General features: G+C 71.8%; 15 protein-coding genes. 11 read left to right on the forward strand and 4 right to left on the reverse strand.

Features of this window, described 5'->3' with window-relative positions:
* Positions 1–472 precede the first annotated feature (472 nt).
* The gene (locus GE115_RS13985) at positions 473–1,309 is read right to left on the reverse strand and encodes an aldo/keto reductase (RefSeq protein ID WP_153685410.1); all 837 of its coding nucleotides are present in this window, start codon (positions 1,307–1,309) and stop codon (positions 473–475) included.
* A 23-nt stretch (positions 1,310–1,332) separates the two neighbouring features.
* On the opposite strand from GE115_RS13985, the gene hrpA reads away from it, so the two are divergent.
* The 3 genes from hrpA to GE115_RS14000 all read left to right on the forward strand — a co-directional run bounded on the left by hrpA (position 1,333) and on the right by GE115_RS14000 (position 7,613).
* Positions 1,333–5,496: an ATP-dependent RNA helicase HrpA gene (gene hrpA / locus GE115_RS13990; RefSeq protein WP_312855188.1), complete on the forward strand. Its 4,164-nt coding sequence runs from the start codon at positions 1,333–1,335 to the stop codon at positions 5,494–5,496.
* Between the two features lies 1 nt (position 5,497).
* A complete protein-coding gene (locus GE115_RS13995; protein WP_312855189.1) occupies positions 5,498–6,706 on the forward strand; it encodes an MFS transporter in 1,209 nt (402 codons plus the stop codon).
* A gap of 79 nt (positions 6,707–6,785) precedes the next feature.
* A complete protein-coding gene (locus GE115_RS14000; protein WP_153685412.1) occupies positions 6,786–7,613 on the forward strand; it encodes an aldo/keto reductase in 828 nt (275 codons plus the stop codon).
* 6 nt (positions 7,614–7,619) lie between these two features.
* Here the strand turns inward: GE115_RS14000 and GE115_RS14005 are convergent, their stop codons facing one another.
* The gene (locus tag GE115_RS14005; RefSeq protein WP_153685413.1) at positions 7,620–8,267 is read right to left on the reverse strand and encodes a flavin reductase family protein; all 648 of its coding nucleotides are present in this window, start codon (positions 8,265–8,267) and stop codon (positions 7,620–7,622) included.
* 146 nt (positions 8,268–8,413) lie between these two features.
* Between GE115_RS14005 and GE115_RS14010 the strand changes: the two genes are divergently transcribed.
* From GE115_RS14010 to GE115_RS14035, 6 genes are all read left to right on the forward strand, one after another.
* Positions 8,414–9,376 carry a DUF4349 domain-containing protein gene (locus GE115_RS14010; RefSeq protein WP_153685414.1) on the forward strand — a complete coding sequence of 321 codons (963 nt, stop codon included), beginning with the start codon at positions 8,414–8,416 and terminating at the stop codon, positions 9,374–9,376.
* A 9-nt stretch (positions 9,377–9,385) separates the two neighbouring features.
* Complete coding sequence (locus GE115_RS14015) at positions 9,386–10,543, forward strand: acyl-CoA dehydrogenase family protein (protein ID WP_312855190.1); 1,158 nt, start codon at positions 9,386–9,388, stop codon at positions 10,541–10,543.
* A gap of 96 nt (positions 10,544–10,639) precedes the next feature.
* On the forward strand, positions 10,640–10,816 hold the full coding sequence (locus GE115_RS14020; RefSeq protein WP_153685415.1) for a hypothetical protein: 177 nt from the start codon (positions 10,640–10,642) through the stop codon (positions 10,814–10,816).
* Between the two features lie 3 nt (positions 10,817–10,819).
* Positions 10,820–11,740 (forward strand): metal-dependent hydrolase, encoded by a 921-nt coding sequence (locus tag GE115_RS14025; protein WP_153685416.1) that lies wholly within the window; start codon positions 10,820–10,822, stop codon positions 11,738–11,740.
* A gap of 41 nt (positions 11,741–11,781) precedes the next feature.
* Positions 11,782–12,276, forward strand: coding sequence for a cation:proton antiporter regulatory subunit (locus tag GE115_RS14030; protein WP_312855191.1), 495 nt, complete (start codon positions 11,782–11,784; stop codon positions 12,274–12,276).
* 11 nt (positions 12,277–12,287) lie between these two features.
* Positions 12,288–13,469, forward strand: a complete 1,182-nt coding sequence (locus GE115_RS14035) for a cation:proton antiporter (protein ID WP_153685418.1) — start codon at positions 12,288–12,290, stop codon at positions 13,467–13,469.
* 20 nt (positions 13,470–13,489) lie between these two features.
* On the opposite strand, the gene GE115_RS14040 is transcribed toward GE115_RS14035, so the two are convergent.
* The gene (locus GE115_RS14040) at positions 13,490–14,620 is read right to left on the reverse strand and encodes an LLM class flavin-dependent oxidoreductase (RefSeq protein ID WP_153685419.1); all 1,131 of its coding nucleotides are present in this window, start codon (positions 14,618–14,620) and stop codon (positions 13,490–13,492) included.
* A gap of 228 nt (positions 14,621–14,848) precedes the next feature.
* Here GE115_RS14040 and GE115_RS14045 point away from each other — a divergent pair, with 228 nt between their 5' ends.
* Both GE115_RS14045 and GE115_RS14050 read left to right on the forward strand, forming a co-directional pair.
* Entirely contained in the window at positions 14,849–15,502 is a 654-nt protein-coding gene (locus GE115_RS14045; RefSeq protein ID WP_172979933.1) for an NADPH-dependent F420 reductase, read from the forward strand.
* A gap of 125 nt (positions 15,503–15,627) precedes the next feature.
* A complete protein-coding gene (locus GE115_RS14050; RefSeq protein ID WP_153685421.1) occupies positions 15,628–17,094 on the forward strand; it encodes an MFS transporter in 1,467 nt (488 codons plus the stop codon).
* Positions 17,095–17,186: 92 nt separating this feature from the next.
* Here the strand turns inward: GE115_RS14050 and GE115_RS14055 are convergent, their stop codons facing one another.
* Positions 17,187–18,671: an MFS transporter gene (locus tag GE115_RS14055; protein ID WP_153685422.1), complete on the reverse strand. Its 1,485-nt coding sequence runs from the start codon at positions 18,669–18,671 to the stop codon at positions 17,187–17,189.
* Between the last annotated feature and the right edge of the window lie 72 nt (positions 18,672–18,743).

Consider the following 18,743-nt stretch of genomic DNA (forward strand, 5'->3'; position numbering starts at 1 on the left):
CAGGCCCGAACTTCAGGGCAACCTGTCAACCATACCATCGGCCGCATCGAACCAGAACCCGAACGGATCTGTCTCAAGCGGATTCCCAGCCGGCGGACTCGAGAGCCCGAACCGATCCGGAAGTGATGGAGGTTCCGATCCTAGACTTGAAATCACCGAGTCGCAAATGCGCCTTCGAGGTTATTTGGCTAGTATCTTCACCCGACTGAACCAGGAGCGCTTCTCGCTCTCTCCGGCCCGCCGCGGCGACATATGAAAACCTACCCGGCGNGTATCTTCACCCGACTGAACCAGGAGCGCTTCTCGCTCTCTCCGGCCCGCCGCGGCGACATATGAAAACCTACCCGGCGCCCGGCCGCACCGCCAAATCACCGCCGCATCCCGGGCGTGTCGCGCGGCCGGCCCGGGGCCCGCCGGACGACGAAGGGCCTCCGGCGTGCTGCCGGAGGCCCTGCTCAACACGGGTTTCGCGTCAGTTGAACTCGTCGGGGTGGGCGCTCACGCGGCCTTCGCGCTCGAGCCCCGTGATCGCGTCGACCTCGGCCTCGGTCAGCTCGAAGTCGAACACGTCGAGGTTCTCCGCCATGCGCTCCCGGCGGTTGGACTTCGGGAAGAGGATGTGGCCGCGCTGGAGGTGCCAGCGGATGACGACCTGCGCCGGCGTCTTGCCATGCGCCGAAGCGGCCTCGGTCACCTCGGGCAGTTCGAACAGCGGGTACTTGCCCTGCCCGAGCGGCCCCCACGCCTCGATGCGGATGCCGTGCTCGTCGGCGAAGGTCGTGGTCTCGGGCTGCTGGTGCGCGGGATGCAGCTCGATCTGGTCGACCACGGGCACGACATCGGTCTCGTCGAGGAGCCGCTCGAGGTGGTGGCGCAGGAAGTTCGAGACGCCGATGGAGCGCACGCGGCCCGTCTCGCGCAGCTGCTCGAACGCCTTCCACGTCTCGACGTAGCGGTCGCGCGCCGGCGTCGGCCAGTGGATCAGGTAGAGGTCGAGGTACTCGAGGCCCAGCCGCTCGAGGCTGCGGTCGAAGGCGTCGAGCACCGACTGCGTGCCCTGGTCGTCGTTCCAGAGCTTCGTCGTGATGTAGAGCTCCTCGCGCGGGATGCCCGACTCGGCGATCGCCCGGCCCACCCCCTCCTCGTTGCCGTAGATGCGCGCGGTGTCGATGTGGCGGTACCCGACCTCGAGCGCATCGCGCACGATGCGCTGCGTCTCGTCGGGATCGACCTTGAAGACGCCGAAGCCGAGCTGCGGAATGGACTGTCCGTCGTTGAGCTGGACACGGGGCACGAGCGAATCCGTCATGCAGCCATCCCATCACGCGGGGCGTGGCATCCGACAGCCGGTTCGCCCACCGCGATCACCGCCCGCCGGTCGCGGCGGCGCGCGTCGTACGATGGAGGGCTATGCCTACGACGATCACCTATCCGCCCGAGCTGCCGGTCTCCGCGCAGCGCGAGGAGATCGCGCGCGCGCTGCGCGATCACCAGGTGGTCATCGTCGCGGGCGCCACGGGCTCGGGCAAGACCACGCAGCTGCCGAAGATCTGCCTCGAGCTCGGGCGCGAGTCGATCGCGCACACCCAGCCGCGCCGCATCGCCGCGCGGACGATCGCCGAGCGGGTGGCCGAGGAGCTCGGCAGCGAGGTCGGCGGGCTCGTCGGGTACCAGGTGCGGTTCACCGACCGCGTCAGCGAGTCGACGGCGATCAAGGTGATGACCGACGGCATCCTGCTGAACGAGATCCACCGCGATCGCGACCTGCGCCGCTACGACACGATCATCATCGACGAGGCGCACGAGCGCAGCCTCAACATCGACTTCCTGCTCGGGTACCTCAAGCGCCTGCTCCCCCGTCGTCCCGATCTCAAGGTGATCGTCACGAGCGCGACCATCGATCCCGAGAGCTTCGCGCGGCACTTCGCGGATGCCTCGGGCGAGCCGGCCCCGGTGATCGAGGTGTCGGGGCGCACCTACCCGGTCGAGATCCGCTACCGACGGCTCGGCGGCCCCGCGAGTGCGGGCGCTCCTCGACCACCGGAATCCGAGGAGTCCGACGACGAGGGCGCCGCGGCCTCCGATCGCGACGTGCAGCGGGGCATCCTCGACGCGCTCGACGAACTGGAGCGCGAGTCATCCGGCGACGTGCTCGTCTTCCTCTCCGGGGAGGGTGAGATCCGCGACGCCGAGCAGGCGGTGCGGGCGCACGCGAGCCGGCGCGGCGGCGCCGGCGTCACCGAGGTGCTGCCCCTCTACGGGCGCCTCTCGTCCGCCGACCAGCATCGCGTCTTCGAGCCGTCCAAGGTGCCGGGGCTCCGACGGCGCGTGGTGCTCGCGACGAACGTCGCCGAGACGAGCCTCACGGTTCCCGGCATCCGGTACGTCATCGATGCGGGAACCGCGCGCATCAGCCGCTACTCGGCGCGCTCCAAGGTGCAGCGCCTGCCCATCGAGGCGATCTCGCAGGCGTCGGCGAACCAGCGCTCGGGGCGGTCGGGCCGAACGAGCGACGGCATCGCGATCCGGCTGTACGGCGAGGAAGACTTCGAGCGGCGGCCCGAGTTCACCGACCCCGAGATCCTGCGCACGAACCTCGCGGCCGTCATCCTGCAGATGGCCTCGCTCGGGCTCGGCGCGATCGAGGAGTTCCCGTTCCTCACACCGCCCGACTCGCGTGGCATCCGCGACGGGCTCGACCTGCTGCGCGAACTCGGGGCGCTCGACGACGGCGGCGACGCGTCGCGCGGGCCGCGGCTGACCCGCGTCGGCCGGCAGCTCGCGCGCCTGCCGATCGAGCCGCGATTCGCGCGCATGGTGCTCGAGTCGAAGCCGCAGGGCGTCTCGCGCGAGGTGCTCGCGATCGTCGCCGGGCTCACGATCCAGGACCCGCGCGAGCGGCCGCTCGAACGCCGCGAGCAGGCCGACGCCGCGCACGCGAGGTTCGTCGATCCGACCAGCGACTTCCTCACCCTGCTGAACCTCTGGAACCACCTCGAGGAGCAGCAGCGCGAGCTCTCGGGCAGCGCGTTCCGGCGCATGTGCAAGTCGGAGTACCTGAACTACCTGCGCGTGCGCGAGTGGCAGGACCTGTACCGCCAGCTCGTGCGGCTCGCGAAGCCGCTCGGCCTGCACGTGGCCGCGCAGGCGGGTGCGCCGAACCCCGACGGCATCCACCGTGCGCTGCTGTCGGGCCTGCTCTCGCACATCGGGCTCCGCGACGACGCGAAGACCTCGAGCGGCCGCGGCGGCGCGGGCGGGGCGCGCGAGGCCGAGCGCAAGGGCCGGCGAGCACAGGCCGAGTTCCTCGGCGCGCGCGGCACGCGGTTCGTGGTCTTCCCGGGATCCGCCCTGGCGAAGAAGCCGCCCGCGGCGATCATGAGCGCCGAGCTCGTCGAGACCAGCCGGCTCTTCGCCCGGATGAACGCGGCCATCGATCCCGCGTGGGCCGAACCGCTCGCGGGCGCCCTCGTGCGCCGCACGTGGAGCGAACCGCGCTGGGAGCGCCGGCAGGGCTCGGCCGTCGCCGACGAGAAGGTGACGCTCTTCGGCGTGCCGATCGTGCCCAAGCGCCGTATCCAGCTCGCCCGCATCGACGCGCAGCTCGCGCGCGAGCTCTTCGTGCGCCACGCGCTGGTCGAGGAGGACTGGGACCTCAGCCGCTTCGACCAGCGCCTGTTCGCGTTCGCCCGGAGGAACCGGGAGCTGCGTCGCGAGCTCGGCGAGATCGAGGAGCGCACGCGCCGGCGCGACATCCTGGCCGGCGACGAGGCGGTGTTCGCGTTCTACGACGCCCGGGTCGCGGCCGAGGCGACCGACGTGCGCGCCTTCGAGACGTGGTGGCGCCGCGCCTTCCGCGAGTCGCCCGACCTGCTCACGATGACGACGGCCGACCTCGTCGAGGAGGAGTCGGCCGACCGCGAGGGCGGATTCCCCGACCGCTGGCGCCAGGGCGACCAGACGCTGCGCCTGGCCTACCGATTCGAACCGGGTGCCGACGACGACGGCGTGACCGTCATCGTGCCGCTCGTGCTCCTGCCGCGGCTCGACGCCGTCGGCTTCGATTGGCTCGTGCCCGGCCTGCGCGACGAGCTCATCACCGCGATGCTCCGGACGCTGCCGAAGGTGCTGCGCCGCCAGGTCGTGCCGGCGGCCGAGTGGGCCGCGAAGATCTCGGCCGAACTGCCGCCCGGCCCCGAGTCGGGCGAGACGCGCGAACCGCTCAGCGTCGTGCTGGCGCAGGCGATCCGGCGGCTCACGTACGCGCCGGTCGACCCGTCGGACTTCGACCTCGACCGGGTGCCGCCGCACCTGCGCGTCACGTTCCGCGCGGTCGACGAGCGTGGGCGTCCCGTCGGCGACGACAAGGACCTCGCGGCGCTGCAGGCGCGGCTCGCCGACCGTGCGGCTCGCGCCGTCGCGTCGACGTTCACGGCACCGGATGCCTCGGGCCGCGGTCGACGCGGTCGCGGCGGGGCTGCGGGAGCCCCGGTCGACGGGCTCCCGATCGGGCGGATGGGCGACGCCGCGAGCCGAGGCGACGGCGCGGGTGCAGGGGGCGCATCCGGCACCGGCGGTCACCTCGGCGAGCGCTCCGCCACCGCGGCGCCGGGCTCGATCGAGCGCGCCGGCCTCACCGCGTGGGAGTGGGACGAACTGCCCGCGCACGTCGACACCCGCCAGTCCGGCAACGTCATCCGCGCGTACCCCGCACTCATCGACGACGGCGCGTCCGTCTCGCTCCGCCTGCTGCCGACCGCCCACGAACGGGATGCCGCGAGCCCGCGGGGCATCCGCCGCCTGTTGGTGTTCGCGACGCCGTCGCCCGTCGCCTACGTGCAGGAGCACCTCTCGAACGACGAGAAGCTGCGGCTCGCGGCGAGCGCGTACGCGGGCCCGCGGGCGCTGCTCGACGACTGCCTGCTCGCCGTCGTCGACGAGGAGCTGCGGGCGAGGCATCCGAACGCCCTGCTGTTCACGCGCACCGAGTTCGAAGCGGTGCGCGACGCGATCTCGGCCACGGTCATGGAGCGCATGTTCGACGCGGTCGCGCTCGTCGCGCGCATCCTGCGCGCCGCACGCGAGGCCGACCAGGCGATCTCGAAGGCGGCGAGCCTGCAACTCATGTCGCCGCTCGCCGACGCCCGCGCCCAGCTGGAGGCGCTCGTGCCCGCGGGATTCGTCTCGATGACAGGGCTCGAGCGACTGCGGCACGTGCCCCGCTACCTCGAGGGCATCGTGATGCGCGTGCAGAAGCTCCAGGCCGATCCCGGGCGCGATCGACGGTCGATGACCGAGTACGAGGGCGCCGCAACGGCCTTCGCGAAGGCCGGCGGCACCGTGCCGATCGCTCCCGACGCCGACCCGGCGCTCGTTCGCGCACGCTGGATGCTCGAGGAGCTGCGTGTGGGGCTGTTCGCGCAGGAGCTGCGCACCGCTGAGCCGGTCTCCCCCCAGCGCATCGCCAAGGCGCTCGCCGTCGTTACGATGAACTGACGTGGGCAGCTACTCGGAACTCCTCAAGACGCCGGGGGTCGCGCGGATCATCGCGGCCCAGCTGACGGCGCGCTTCCCGGGCGGCATGCTCTCGCTCGCGTTCCTGCTGCACGTCGAGCAGCAGACCGGCTCCTACGGATCCGCCGGCCTGGTGCTGGCGGCGACCTCGATCGGCCAGGCCGTCGCCGGTCCCCTCACGAGCCGGCTGATGGGCCGGTTCGGCATGCGGCCGGTGCTCATCCTCACGCTCGTCGTCTGCGCGAGCGCGGTGGTCGCGATCGGCACCCTCCCGCTGACGGTGCCGCTCTACATGGCGATAGGCCTGGTCTGCGGACTCGCGACGCCGCCCGTCCAGCCGGCGGTTCGCACCATCTACCCCAAGATGGTGAACTCACGCCAGCTCACCCCGCTGTTCTCGCTCGACGCCTCGGCCCAGGAGATCATCTGGGTCGTCGGTCCCGTCGTCACGACGTTCGTGTCGACCCAGGTCGGCACGGAGTGGGGCATCCTGCTCGCCGCGGTGATGATGATCGGCGGCGGAATCTGGTTCATCTCGTCGCCCGAGCTCGGCCGCGTGCGCATCCCGCGGTCGAAGCGCCGGTTCGGAACGGTCCTCGCCCGACCCCCCGTGCTGCTCGCGACCGTCGTCGGGTTCCTGCTCATCGCCGCGTGCGCGGCGATCGAGGCGGGCGTCGTCGCGGTGTTCGGCCACGGCGGAGCCGAGGCCGGCATCGTGCTCGCGATCTTCTCGGTCGGCAGCCTCGCCGGCGGCCTCTTCCTCGGCCACGTGCCGATCGGGCCGTGGTCGACCGCGCGGCGCATGGGCATCGTCTTCGTCGGCACGGCGCTCGCGGCGTTCGGCATGAACTTCCCGTGGCTGTCGGTGTCGCTGTTCATCGCCGGCATCGGCATCGCGCCCGCGCTCGCGGTGCTGTTCGCGATCGTGTCGGCGAGCGTGAAGTTCTCGGACACCGCCGAGGCGTACGGCTGGGTCGGCACGGGGCAGCTGATCGGCGCCGCGCTCGGCTCGGCGCTCGCGGGCCTGCTGATCGACGAGTTCACCGCGGTCGGCGCGTTCTGGGCGGCGGGAGCGTTCGCATTCCTCGGCGTGCTCGTGCCGGTGCTCGGCGTACGCTGGCATCCAGATCTTCGCGGGCGCGACGCGAGCCCGCTGCCCGACACCGAGCCGGTGCAGGTCACGCCGAGCTGACGGCCGCGGGCCTCACGGGCTCCCGAGTCGACGCTCGCGACTCCACGGAACGCACCACGAGCAGAACGGAGCAGATCGGATGACCCTCACTCCAGCACCTCGACTGCCGCTCACCGACGGGGCGACGATCCCGCAGCTCGGCTACGGGCTCTACAAGGTCCCGGCCGCCGATGCCCGTGAGCTCGCCCTCTCCGCCATCGACGTCGGCTACCGGCATCTCGACACCGCGGCGTTCTACGCCAACGAACGCGAGGTGGGCGAGGCGGTCCGCGAAGCGCCCGTGCCACGCGACGAACTGTTCGTCACGACCAAGGTGTGGAAGGACGACAACGGGTACGACTCGACGCTGCGCGCGTTCGACGACTCGATGACGCGGTTGGGCCTCGAGCGGCTCGACCTGTACTTGATCCACTGGCCCGTGCCGTCGACCGACCGCTACGTCGACACCTGGCGCGCGATGATCCGCCTGCAGGCCGAGGGTCGCGTCCGTTCGATCGGCGTCGCCAACTTCCACGCCCACCACGTCGAACGCCTGGTCGCCGAGACCGGCGTGACCCCGGTGATCAACCAGGTCGAGCTCCACCCGTGGCTGCCGCAGACCGAGCTGCGGTCCTTCCACGCGTCGCGGGGCATCCTCACCGAGGCCTGGTCGCCGCTCGCTCGCGGTCGCGTGCTCGACGACCCGACGCTCGCCCGCATCGCCGCCCGGCACGGCCGCACCCCGGCCCAGGTCGTGCTGCGCTGGCACGTGCAGCTCGGCAACGTCGTCATCCCGAAGGCGTCCTCGCCCGAACGGATCCGCGCGAACCTCGACGTGTTCGGGTTCGCGCTCGATGCCGACGACCTCGCGGCGATCGCTGCCCTCGAGACGGGCGAGCGCACCGGGCGCGATCCCGAGTTCGACTGACCGACGTCAGGGTCGCCCGGCTTCGGGCGCTGCCCCGGGTCGCATCATGCGGAACCTCGCGGCGTCGTCGATCGTGAAGTAGTCGGCCGGGCCGCCGCCGCGGAGCACGGGTTCGGCGGCGACGGTGTCGTAGGCGCCCTCACGCACGAGGTCCGCGCGAATGTGCACCATCACGACCTCGCCGAGCACGAGCCACGCGTCGACCTCCGCGCCGTCGGCGCCCGCGAGCCGGATGATCCGGCTCAGCCGGCATTCGAACGTCACCGGGCTCGCGGCCACGCGGGGCGGAGCGACGACGGTCGACGCGATGGTCTCGAGGCCGGCGACGTCGAACTCGTCGACCGCGCCCGGCAGTTCGGCCGAGGTGCGGTTCATCTGCTCGGCGAGCGGGCGGGTCGCGAGATTCCAGACGAACTCGCCGGATGCCTCGACGTTGGCGACCGAGTCCTTCCAGCGCAGGCTCGAGAACCCGATGATCGGCGGACGGTAGTTGAACAGGTTGAAGAAGCTGTAGGGCGCGAGATTGCGCGCACCATCCCGTGCGAGCGTCGACACCCAGCCGATGGGGCGCGGCGCGACGATCGAGTTCAGCGGGTCGTGGGCCAGCCGATGCCCTTCCGAGGGGCGGTAGCTGTGCGTCGTCGGTTCCGTCATGACGAGCGACAGCGTAGCGGCGAACGCACCCGCCGCGGACTTCGTTGGGGCCGTTCGCCGACTCCCAGCCAACTGCGATCCGATCGTGACCGGACTCCCGGCGGGCATCCAGACATCGACCATCGGCTCGCCCATACCGTGAGCCCATGACTCGCATCGCAGCCGCGGCGGCCGCCGCCGTCACCACCGCCCTCCTGCTCGCGGGATGCTCCGCGGGCTCCGGTTCGGATGCCTCGGCACCGATGTCCGACCCCTCCGTCGCGTCCCCAGAGACGCACCGGTTCACCGAATCCGATGGTTCCGACACCTCGGCCGAGATGCAGGCGGCCGACGAGGAGGCATCCGGTGACGAGGCATCCGGCGGCGAGCCCTCCGACGAGGAACGCAGCGTCATCAGGACCGGCTGGATCCGACTCACCGTCGACGACCCGATCGCCTCGGCCGACGAGATCGCCGACCTCGCGACCGGCGTCCGCGGACGCATCGACACCCGCACGGAGACGCCGGGTACCGACATCCAGTCGGCGCGCGCGCAGCTCGTCCTGCGGATTCCGGCCGACGATCTCGACGGCGTCGTCGAGGACCTCCGCGAACTCGGCATGGTCGACGAGGTGTCGCTGAACGCCTCGGACGTCACCCGGCAGCGACAGGACCTCGACGCGCGGATCGACGCGCTCGGTGCCTCGGTCGACCGGCTCACCGAACTGCTCGCGCAGGCGACGACGACGAGCGACCTCATCGAGATCGAGTCGGAGCTCACGACCAGGCAGGCCGAGCTCGACAGCCTCACCGGGCAGCGAGACGCCCTGGTCGACCAGGTCGACTACTCGACCCTGACCGTCGATCTCATCACCGAGGACATCTCGCCGGAGCCGAAGCCCGACGACTTCTGGAGCGGGCTCGCCGCCGGCTGGGAGGCGCTGGTCGGATTCGGTGCGGGACTGCTCGTCGTGCTCGGCGTGCTCCTGCCCTGGATCGCCCTGCTCGCCGCGATCGCGGCCGTCGTCGTCGCGATCGTGGTCGTCTCGGTGAGGGCCGGCACCCGCCGTCGCGAACCGGATGCCGAGGTCGAGGCATCCACCCCCGACGAGGAGCGACGCGAGGCGTAGGCTGGCGCCGTGACCCCGGAAGAGCTGCTCACCGACGACCTCATCGAACGGATCCGCGAACGGGCGGCGGGGTACGACGAACGCAACGCGTTCTTCGACGAGGACCTCGCCGACCTGCAGGCTGCCCGTTACCTTCGGGCGCTCGTGCCCGTCGACCTCGGCGGCCTCGGCTGGTCGCTCGAAGACGCGGTCCGCGGGCAGATGCGCCTCGCCGGCGCGGCCCCAGCGACCGCGCTGGCCGTCAACATGCACCTCGTCTGGACCGGCGTCGCGAAGGTGCTCCGCGATCGCGGCGACGACACCCTCGGGTTCGTGCAGCGCGAGGCGGGCGAGGGCGAGGTCTTCGGCTTCGGCATCAGCGAGGCCGGCAACGACCTCATGCTGTTCGGCTCCCGCACCGTCGCCGAGCCGCTTCCCGGCGGCGGCTACCGCTTCACGGGTCGCAAGATCTTCACATCGCTGGCTCCCGCGTGGACCCGGCTGGGCACGATGGGTCTCGACACCGCCTCCGACGACGGCCCGAAGGTCGTGTACGGGTTCATCGACCGCGAGGACCCCGACGTGAAGGTGCTCGACGATTGGGACACGCTCGGCATGCGCGCGAGCCAGAGCCGCACGACCGTGCTCGACGGCGCGTTCGCGGCGCCCGACCGCATCGTGCGTCGGCTCGATCCCGGCCCCAACGCCGACCCCATGATCTTCGGTGTCTTCGCGTGCTTCGAACTGCTGCTCGGCGCCGTCTACACCGGCATCGGCGCGCGTGCGCTCGAGCTCGCGATCGCCGCGGCCCGCCGGCGCACGTCCATGAAGCACGGGGGCAGGCCGCTCGCCGAGGACCCCGACATCCGGTGGCGCATCGCCGACGCCGCGCTCGCACACGACGCGATCGAACCGCAACTGCGCTCGCTCGCGCGCGACGTCGACGCCCTCGTCGACCACGGCACCTTCTGGTACGCGAAGCTCGCGGGCGCGAAGGTGCGCGCCACCGAGACGGCGAAGCACGTGGTCGACCAGGCCGTGCGGGTCTCCGGCGGCTCCTCCTACTTCGCGGGCAACGAGCTCGGCCGCCTCTACCGCGACGTGCTCGCGGGCATCTTCCACCCCTCCGACGACGAGTCGGCGCACTCGACCATCGCGAACGCCTGGCTCGGCCCGGTCGGCGGGTGATGCGCCCTCGCGGCGCCTCGCCGGCCCTCACTAGACTGGCCGTGGATCGCGCCGCCGCACCGGAACCGGCGCCGACAGCGCCACTGGAGGTCACCCGTGAACACCGTCCTGTTCCTCATCACCATGGCCGTCTTCGTCTTCGGCATGTGGCTCATGGGCAACGCCTCGCACATCACGGGCTTCGAGGCCATCGTCTTCATCGCGGGGATCCTCTGCATCGCGATCGCGATGGCGATCCCGATCAACATCCTCGGCAAGGGCAAGGGAGCCTGATCGTTGGCGTTCCCTGCCGAAGACACCCGGGTCACCTACCCGGCCGGTGAGCTCACCGCCGTCGCGAACGTCCTCGCCGTCCTGCCGGTGCCGGCGACCGATGAGGCACCGGCGCGGATCGCGGTCATCACCGATGTGACGAGCATCCATCCCGTCGACGTGGCCTGGCCCGACCACCCGGCCGACGGAGGCGTGCTCGTGCTTCCGGCGACGGGGGCCGAGTTCACGATCGCCGATGCCGTGGTCGCCGCGACCGACGGCGAGGCGATCCACCTCGGCTCCGACATCCCCGTGCGGAAGGGCACCGACGGCTGGGCCTTCCTCGTCGCGCATCTCATCGAGGCCGACGACGGCGCGATCCGGCTCTCGGCCGGCGACGAGGTGCGCCTCGAAGCGGATGCCGTGCGCCGCCGCGCCCTCTCGATCGGCCACACCGCGTGCCACCTCGCGTCGCTCGCGCTGAACCGCGCCGTCGCCGACCGATGGTCGAAGCAGCCGCGCGCGGACGAGCTCGGCGCGCCCGACTTCGACACGGCCGCGATCGAATCGTCGCGCATCGAACCGGGCGGCTCGGTCGACCGGTACCGCCTGAACAAGTCGATGCGTCGCGCGGGCTTCGACGTCGCGAGCCTGGTCGACGCCGACGACGTGGCGCTCGCCCGGCTCGAGGCATCCGTGCATGCGACCGTCGCCGAGTGGATCGCCGGCGGCGGCGCCGTGCGCATCGAATGCGACGGCGAGGGCCTCACCGATCGCCGCAGCTGGGTCGCCGAGCTCCCGGAGGGGATCGTGCGCACGCCGTGCGGCGGCACGCACCCCGACTCGCTCGCCGACCTCGGCGACCTGCAGGTGCGACTCACCCTCGACGACGACGCCGGCACGCCGGTTCTCGTGATGACCACACGCGCGACGCCGCGCGGGTAGGGCGGGCGGCGACACCCGTCGGCAGGGTTACGATGGCGAACGTGGGTATTCGCATCGAGAAGGTCGACCTGCCCGGCATCGGCGTCCGGCACGACCTGGTGACCGAGGGCGGTCGCCGAATCAGCGTCGTCTCGCATCGCGACGGCGAGCGCGACCTGGGATTCTTCGACATCGACGATCCCGACGCGTGCCGCGACTCCATCCCGCTGAACGACGACGAGGCCGCCGCGCTCGCCGACGTGCTCGGCGCCTCGGTGATGCTCTCGCGCCTGACGAGCCTGTCCGACGAGACGGCCGGGCTCTACACCGAGCAGATCGCGCTGCCCACCGACTCCCCCTACCTCAATCGCACGCTCGGCGACACGAAGGCGCGCACTCGCACGCACGCCTCGATCGTCGCCATCGTGCGCGACGGCGACGTCATCCCCTCGCCGACTCCCGCGGAGCGGTTGCGTGCGGGAGACGTCATCGTCGTCGTCGGCACTCGTGAAGGACTCGACGGGGTCTCCCGCCTGCTCGCCACCGGCCCAGACTGACCGGGGCCGCCATGCACGAGACCACGCTGCTCCTGATCGAAGCCGGCGCGCTGCTCCTCGGCATGAGCCTGCTCGGACGACTCGCCGCCGTGATCGGCGTCTCGCCGATCCCCGGCTACCTGCTGCTCGGCCTCGCCTTCGGCGACGGGGGCCTCATCCCGTTCGACGCGAGCGCGGAGTTCTTCCAGGTCGGCTCGGAGATCGGCGTCATCCTGCTGCTCGCGCTGCTCGGCCTCGAGTACACGGCCGACGAGTTGTTCGGGAGCCTCAAATCGGCGCGCACGGCGGGCATCGTTGACGCGCTGCTCAACGCGGTTCCCGGCGCGGCCCTCGCCCTGCTGCTCGGCTGGGGGCCGGTCGCCGCGGTCGCCCTCGCCGGCGTGACCTGGGTCTCCTCGTCGGGCGTCATCGCCAAGCTGCTGCGCGACCTCGGCCGGCTCTCGAACCGCGAGACGCCGGCCATCCTCGCGATCCTCGTCATCGAGGACCTCGCGATGGCGTTCTACCTGCCCGTGCTCTCGGCGCTCGTGATCGGCGTGAGCCTCTGGCAGGGCGCCGTCTCGGTCGCGATCGCGGTGGCCGTCGTGAGCGGCATCCTCTTCGTCGCGCTGCGCTTCGGCTGGCTCGTCTCCAAGCTGTTCCCCGCCGACCAGTACGAGCCGCTGCTGCTCGGCGTGCTCGGACTCACGATGCTCGTCTCCGGGCTCGCGGCCGAGGTGAACGTGTCGGCCGCGGTCGGCGCGTTCCTCGTCGGCATCGCGCTCTCGGGGCGCGTCGCCGAGAACGCCGGCCAGGTGCTGACGCCGCTGCGCGACCTCTTCGCCGCGATCTTCTTCGTGTTCTTCGGGCTGACGACGGATGCCTCGGAGCTCGTGTCGATGCTCCTGCCCGCGCTCGCGCTCGCCCTCGTCACGATCCTGACCAAACTCGCGACGGGCGTCTACGCCGCGAGGAAGGCGGGCGTCGGCACGCTCGGCCAGTGGCGCGCCGGCTTCTCGCTCGCCCCGCGCGGCGAGTTCTCCATCGTCATCGCCGGGCTCGCGGTCGGCGCCGGCGTGGCACCGCAGCTCGCCCCGCTCGCGACGGCCTACGTGCTCATCACCATCATCGCCGGCACGTTCCTCGCGCGCGTGCCCGATGCGGCGTGGTTCCGCGACGCGGTGCGCCGCCGGCGCCTCGCGAAGACGGGCTGACGACGGCGGATGCCTCGGGCTCAGGCTTCGCGGGCGCCCGGGGTGTCGGCGGCGTCGCCGGAGTCGGCGGCATCCGCTTCGGCGGCGGCGTCGGCGGAGTCCGCGGCATCCGCTTCGTCGGCGGCCAGCAGCTCGCGGACGCGGGGCACGACCTCGGTCGCGTACCGCTCGATGCTGGAGAGCATCGCCTCGTGCGGCAGCGTGCCGTTGGAGTACTTGAGGTCGAACCGGCGGGCGCCGATCGCGCGGACCGCAGCGGCGATCTTCTGCGCGACGGTCTCGGGCGAACCCGCGTAGAGGGCGCCGTGCGCCGCCTCGTTCTCGAAGTGCTCGCGCGTCGTCGCACCCCAGCCGCGCTCGCGGCCGATGCGGTCGATGATCACCTGGTAATGCGGCCAGAGCGTGTCGAGCGCCTCCTGGTCGGTGGCCGCCACGAAACCGGGCGAATGGATCGCGATCGGCTGCTCGGCGTGGCCGAACTGCTCGAGCGCGCGGCGGTAGAGGTCGGCCAGCGGCGCGAAGCGCGCCGGCGAACCGCCGATGATCGCGAGGACGAGCGGGAGTCCGTAGCGTGCCGTGCGCACGACCGACTCGGGGCTGCCGCCGACGCCGATCCACGTCGTCAGGGGCCCGTGCTCGAGCCGCGGGTACACCGACTGGTCGGTGAGCGCGGGACGCAACGCGCCCGACCAAGTCACCGGTTCCTGCGGGAGCAGGGCGGCGAACAGCTCGAGCTTCTCCTCGAAGAGCTCCTGGTACCGGCTGAGGTCGTAGCCGAAGAGGGGGAACGACTCGATGAACGAGCCGCGGCCGAGGATCACCTCGGCCCGCCCGCCCGAGAGTCCGTCGAGCGTCGCGAAGCGCTGGTAGACGCGCACGGGATCGTCGGAGCTCAGCACGGTGACCGCCGACCCGAGGCGGATGCGCTCGGTCCGCGACGCGATCGCGGCGAGCACGACCTCGGGGGCGGAGACCGCGAACTCATGCCGGTGGTGCTCGCCGACGCCGAAGAAGTCGAGGCCGAGGCGGTCGGCGAGCTCGGCCTCCGCGACGACGTTGCGCAGCACCTGCGCCTGCGAGAGCGGGGTGCCGTCGGCGCCGAGCGTGACATCCCCGAACGTGTCGAGCCCGAATTCGACCTGGTGGGTCATGGCTGCTCCCTCTTCCCGTCCGGCGGGCCGCCGGCTCCATTCGCGTGCATCGACCTGCGGAACCGGTTCGGACTCGAGACTATTCCCTCGGCGTTCCGGGCGGCCAGTGGGAGGATGACGTCAGGGAATGCGCGATCGGGGGCCGACGTTGTCCATGTCGGCGCATGCATCGGCTGCGTCATCCGATCGCCCGCGACGCGGGTCCGCCGTCCACGGGAGGTGCGCGACATGACCGAACATCCGGTCGTCGGCATCTTCGGTGCCGGCAAGGTGGGAACCGCCCTCGCGCGCCTGCTCATCGACTCGGGGCACCGCGTGCTGATCGCCGGCTCGCCGAGGCAGACCGCGCTCGACCTGCTCGTCTCCGTGGTGGCGCCCGGCGCCGAGGTCGTGTCGGCCGACGACCTGGTCGAGGCCGCCGACGTCATCGTGCTCGCCATCCCGTTCGGGAAGTCGTCGACGCTGCCGTGGCATCGCTTCGACGGCCGCATCGTCGTCGACGCGATGAACTACTGGCCGCCGATCGACGGGAACATCGCCGAGGTCGACGCCGATCCGCGATCGACGAGCGAGATCCACGCCGCACGCAACCCGGCCGCGCGACTGGTCAAGAGCCTGAACCACCTGGGCTACCACGACATGGAGGACGACAGGCTCCCCGCCGGATCGCACCTGCGTCGAGCCCTCGCCGTGGTCGGCGACGACGACGAGGCCCGCCGGGTCATCGCGCGACTCATCGACGCGATCGGCTTCGACCCGGTCGATGGCGGCACGCTCGCGCACGGGGTCGCGCTCGAGCCGGGGCATCCGGCCTTCGGACAGGCGCTCTCGGCGGCCGAGTTGGGCGTCCTGCTCACGCCGGCGGCGCACCTGGCCGCCTGACCGGTGCCGCGCGGCGCGCTCTCGGCCGCCACTCGGCGCCGTCTGGCGGGCGGGCGCCGCTGGGATAGGGTGTCTGCACCCCTGCCCCGCGTCCGCTCCCGACGGACCCGCCCGAGGAGCGCCCAATGCCCCGATCCCGCCTGTTCGGCCCCCTCGCCGCCATCGTCGGCTTCCTCGCCTTCGTCGAGTTCACGAGCGGCATCATCCAGGGCTACTACACGCCCATGCTCACCGACATCGCGCGGCATCTCGGCATCCACGACGCCGACGTCAACTGGCTCGAGGGCAGCCAACTGGCGCTCTCCGCGCTCGTCGTTCCCGCGTTCGCGAAGCTCGGCGACATGGTCGGCCACAAGCGGATGCTGCTGATCTCGACCGCCGTCACGGCGGTCGCCTCGACGGTGCTGCCGTTCACCGACTCGTTCGCGGTGTTCCTCGCCGCGTGGGCGATCCAGGGCTTCTACTCGGTGTGGCTTCCGCTCGAGGTCGCGCTGATCTGGTCGCGCTCGCGGCGGGCCGGGCACTCCGCCTCGGTCACGGCGAAGGCGGCGGGCCTGCTGGTCGCCGCCCTCGAGCTCGGCGCCATCTCGGGCGCCCTGGTCGGCGGCGCCCTGGTCGACGCCCTGCCGCTCAGCACCGTGCTGCTCATTCCCGCCGCGGCCGTCGTCGCGTGCTTCTTCGTCATCCTGTTCGGGGTCAAGGAGTCGCCCGAGCTCGCGGGCGGACGCCTCGACACGGTCGGACTCGTGCTCGTCTCGCTCGCGCTGCTCGCGCTCACCGGCGGGCTCAGCTTCCTCCGACTGAACGGCCCGGCCGACCTGCTGTCGTGGGGCCTGGTCGGCGCCGGTGTGGTGCTCGGCGCCGTGTTCGCGCGCTTCGAATTGCGGCACCCCGACCCGCTGATCGACGTGCGGATGTTCCGTTCCCCGGCCCTGCGGCCCGTGTTCCTGACGGCCGGCCTCTTCGGCGTGAGCGTGCTCGGCGCGCAGGCGCCGCTCTCGACGTTCGCCCGCACCGATCCCGAGGTCACGGGCTACGGGCTCGGCACGCAGGGCTTCGCGACGTCGCTGCTGATCGGCGTGTACCTGATCGCGATGATCGTCGGCGCGCTCGTGTTCCCCGCCGCCGCCCGTCTGCTGACGCCGCGCATCACCCTCATGATCGCCGCATCGCTCGTCGCCGTGGGCTACCTCCTCTTCCTGCCGCTGCACGCGACCTACGCGCAGGTCGTCGTGAACATGGTCATCGCCGGCATCGGCTCGGGCGCGCTCGTCGCCGCGCTCCCTGCGGCCGCCGCGGCCGCCGCGCCGGTGCACCAGACCGGCGTCGCGACCGGGCTCACGAACTCGGTCAAGACGGTCGGCGGCGCGATCGCGTCGTGCGTCTTCGGCATCGCGCTGGCCGGCCACGCCCTCGGCGGCGCGGCCGCCGGCGGCGCCGAGGCGGGCGGCACCGCCGGTTCGTTCTCGGGGTACGTCACGGTGTGGCTCGTCTGCGGGCTCACCGCGGTCGCCGCGGTCGTGCTGCTCGCCTTCGTGCCCCGATTCGCCTTCACGGATGCCGCAGCCGAGGAGCCCGTCGGCATACGCTGAGCCCGACGGCATACGCTGAGCCCGACGGAAGGTCGCGCTGCCGGACGCGATCGAGAAGCTCCCGAGGCCGGAGCGCGATCGCATCCTCCCGATCAGGTGACGTCGCCGAGCGCGCGACGCCGCCGCCGTCGAGCGCCGAGGTCGGCCAGGCCGAGCGCGAACGCGAGGGCGAGGAAGACCCCGACCGCGATCATGCCGTAGCCGTACGCGTGGTGGTAGACCGCGAGGTCGCCCCCGGCGCCGTCGCCCTCGCGCCAGATGGTGGCATAGAACAGCGAGAGCGCGATCGCCGTGCCGACCGCCGTGCCGATGCGCTGACCGAGCTGGCCGACCGAGCCCGCCAGCCCGCCCTGGCGCACCGGGACCTCCGCGAGCGTCAGCGTCTGGTTCGGCGAGATCACGAGCCCGCCGCCGAAGCCCGCGACGATCATCGTCGCAGCCATCGCCCACGGCGTCATCTCGGGCGGCGTCAGGACCGCGGCCAGCACGAGCCCGCCGAAGCCGACCATCAGGATCACGAGGCCCCAGACGACCAGCGGCCTTCCGATGCGATCGACGACCGTGCCGCCCCACCACGATGCGGCGGCGCTCGTGAGCGCGAACCCGATGCTGACCATGCCGGCGTAGACCGGCTCGATCGCGAGCCCCTCCTGCAGGTAGAGGGTGGTCAGCAGGAAGGTCGGCGGCATCGCCGAGAAGTATGCGGTCGCGAGCGCGGTGCCGTTGCGGTACGAGCTCACGCCGAACAGCGCGAGCGGAACGAGCGGATGCCTCCCCGTTGCGGCGTAGTGGCGCTCCCAGGCGATGAAGGCCGAGATGCCGAGGAGGAAGACCACGAGCGTCCACCAGCGCGCGGGGTTGTCAGTCGGCGCGCCCGTGGTGAAGAGGAACGGCCACATGAGCGACACGACGGTGATGCCGAAGAGCAGGAGGCCGACCGGGTCGAGTTCGAGTCGGCGCGGAGGGCGCTCGGTCGGACCAGGCAGGAGCTTGATCGCGAGCACGATCGCGATCAGCGCCAACGGCACGTTCATCCAGAAGATCCAGCGCCAGCCGTCGGCGGCGCCGCCGAGCGCGATCATGAGTCCGCCGAGCGTCGGCCCGAACGCCGTCGAGATGCCGATCGTGGCGCCGAACAGCCCGAAGGCCCGCCCGCGCTCGGCACCCTGGAACAGTTGTTGCACGAGTCCGAGCACCTGCGGCATCTGGATGCCCGCGGCGACGCCCTGGAGCAGCCGACCGACGAGCAGGACCAGGGCGTTCGGCGCGATCGCGCAGACGATGCTCGTGACCAGGAACCCGGTGAGCCCGATCAGGAACATCGCCTTGCGCGAGCGCTGATCGCCGATGCGGCCCGCCGGCACGAGGGTGAGGCCGAACGTGAGCACGTAGCCCGAGACGATCAGCTGCAATTCGGTCGATCCGACGCCGAACGCCTCCTCGATCGAGGGCAGCGCGACGTTGACCTTGGTGAGGTCGAGGATGGTGAGCGCCGCCACCGCCACGCACACCCAGTACGCCCGCCAGCGCTGCGACGCCGTGAGCGGGATCGACTGCGTGTCCAGTGGCCGAGTCATCGTCACCACCCTACCGACGCTCGCCGACCGCCCGGATGCCGCCGCCCGCGAGCCGTACACGCCCCGAAACCA

This window comes from Agromyces agglutinans, assembly GCF_009647605.1.
In the GTDB taxonomy this organism is placed as follows: domain Bacteria; phylum Actinomycetota; class Actinomycetes; order Actinomycetales; family Microbacteriaceae; genus Agromyces; species Agromyces agglutinans.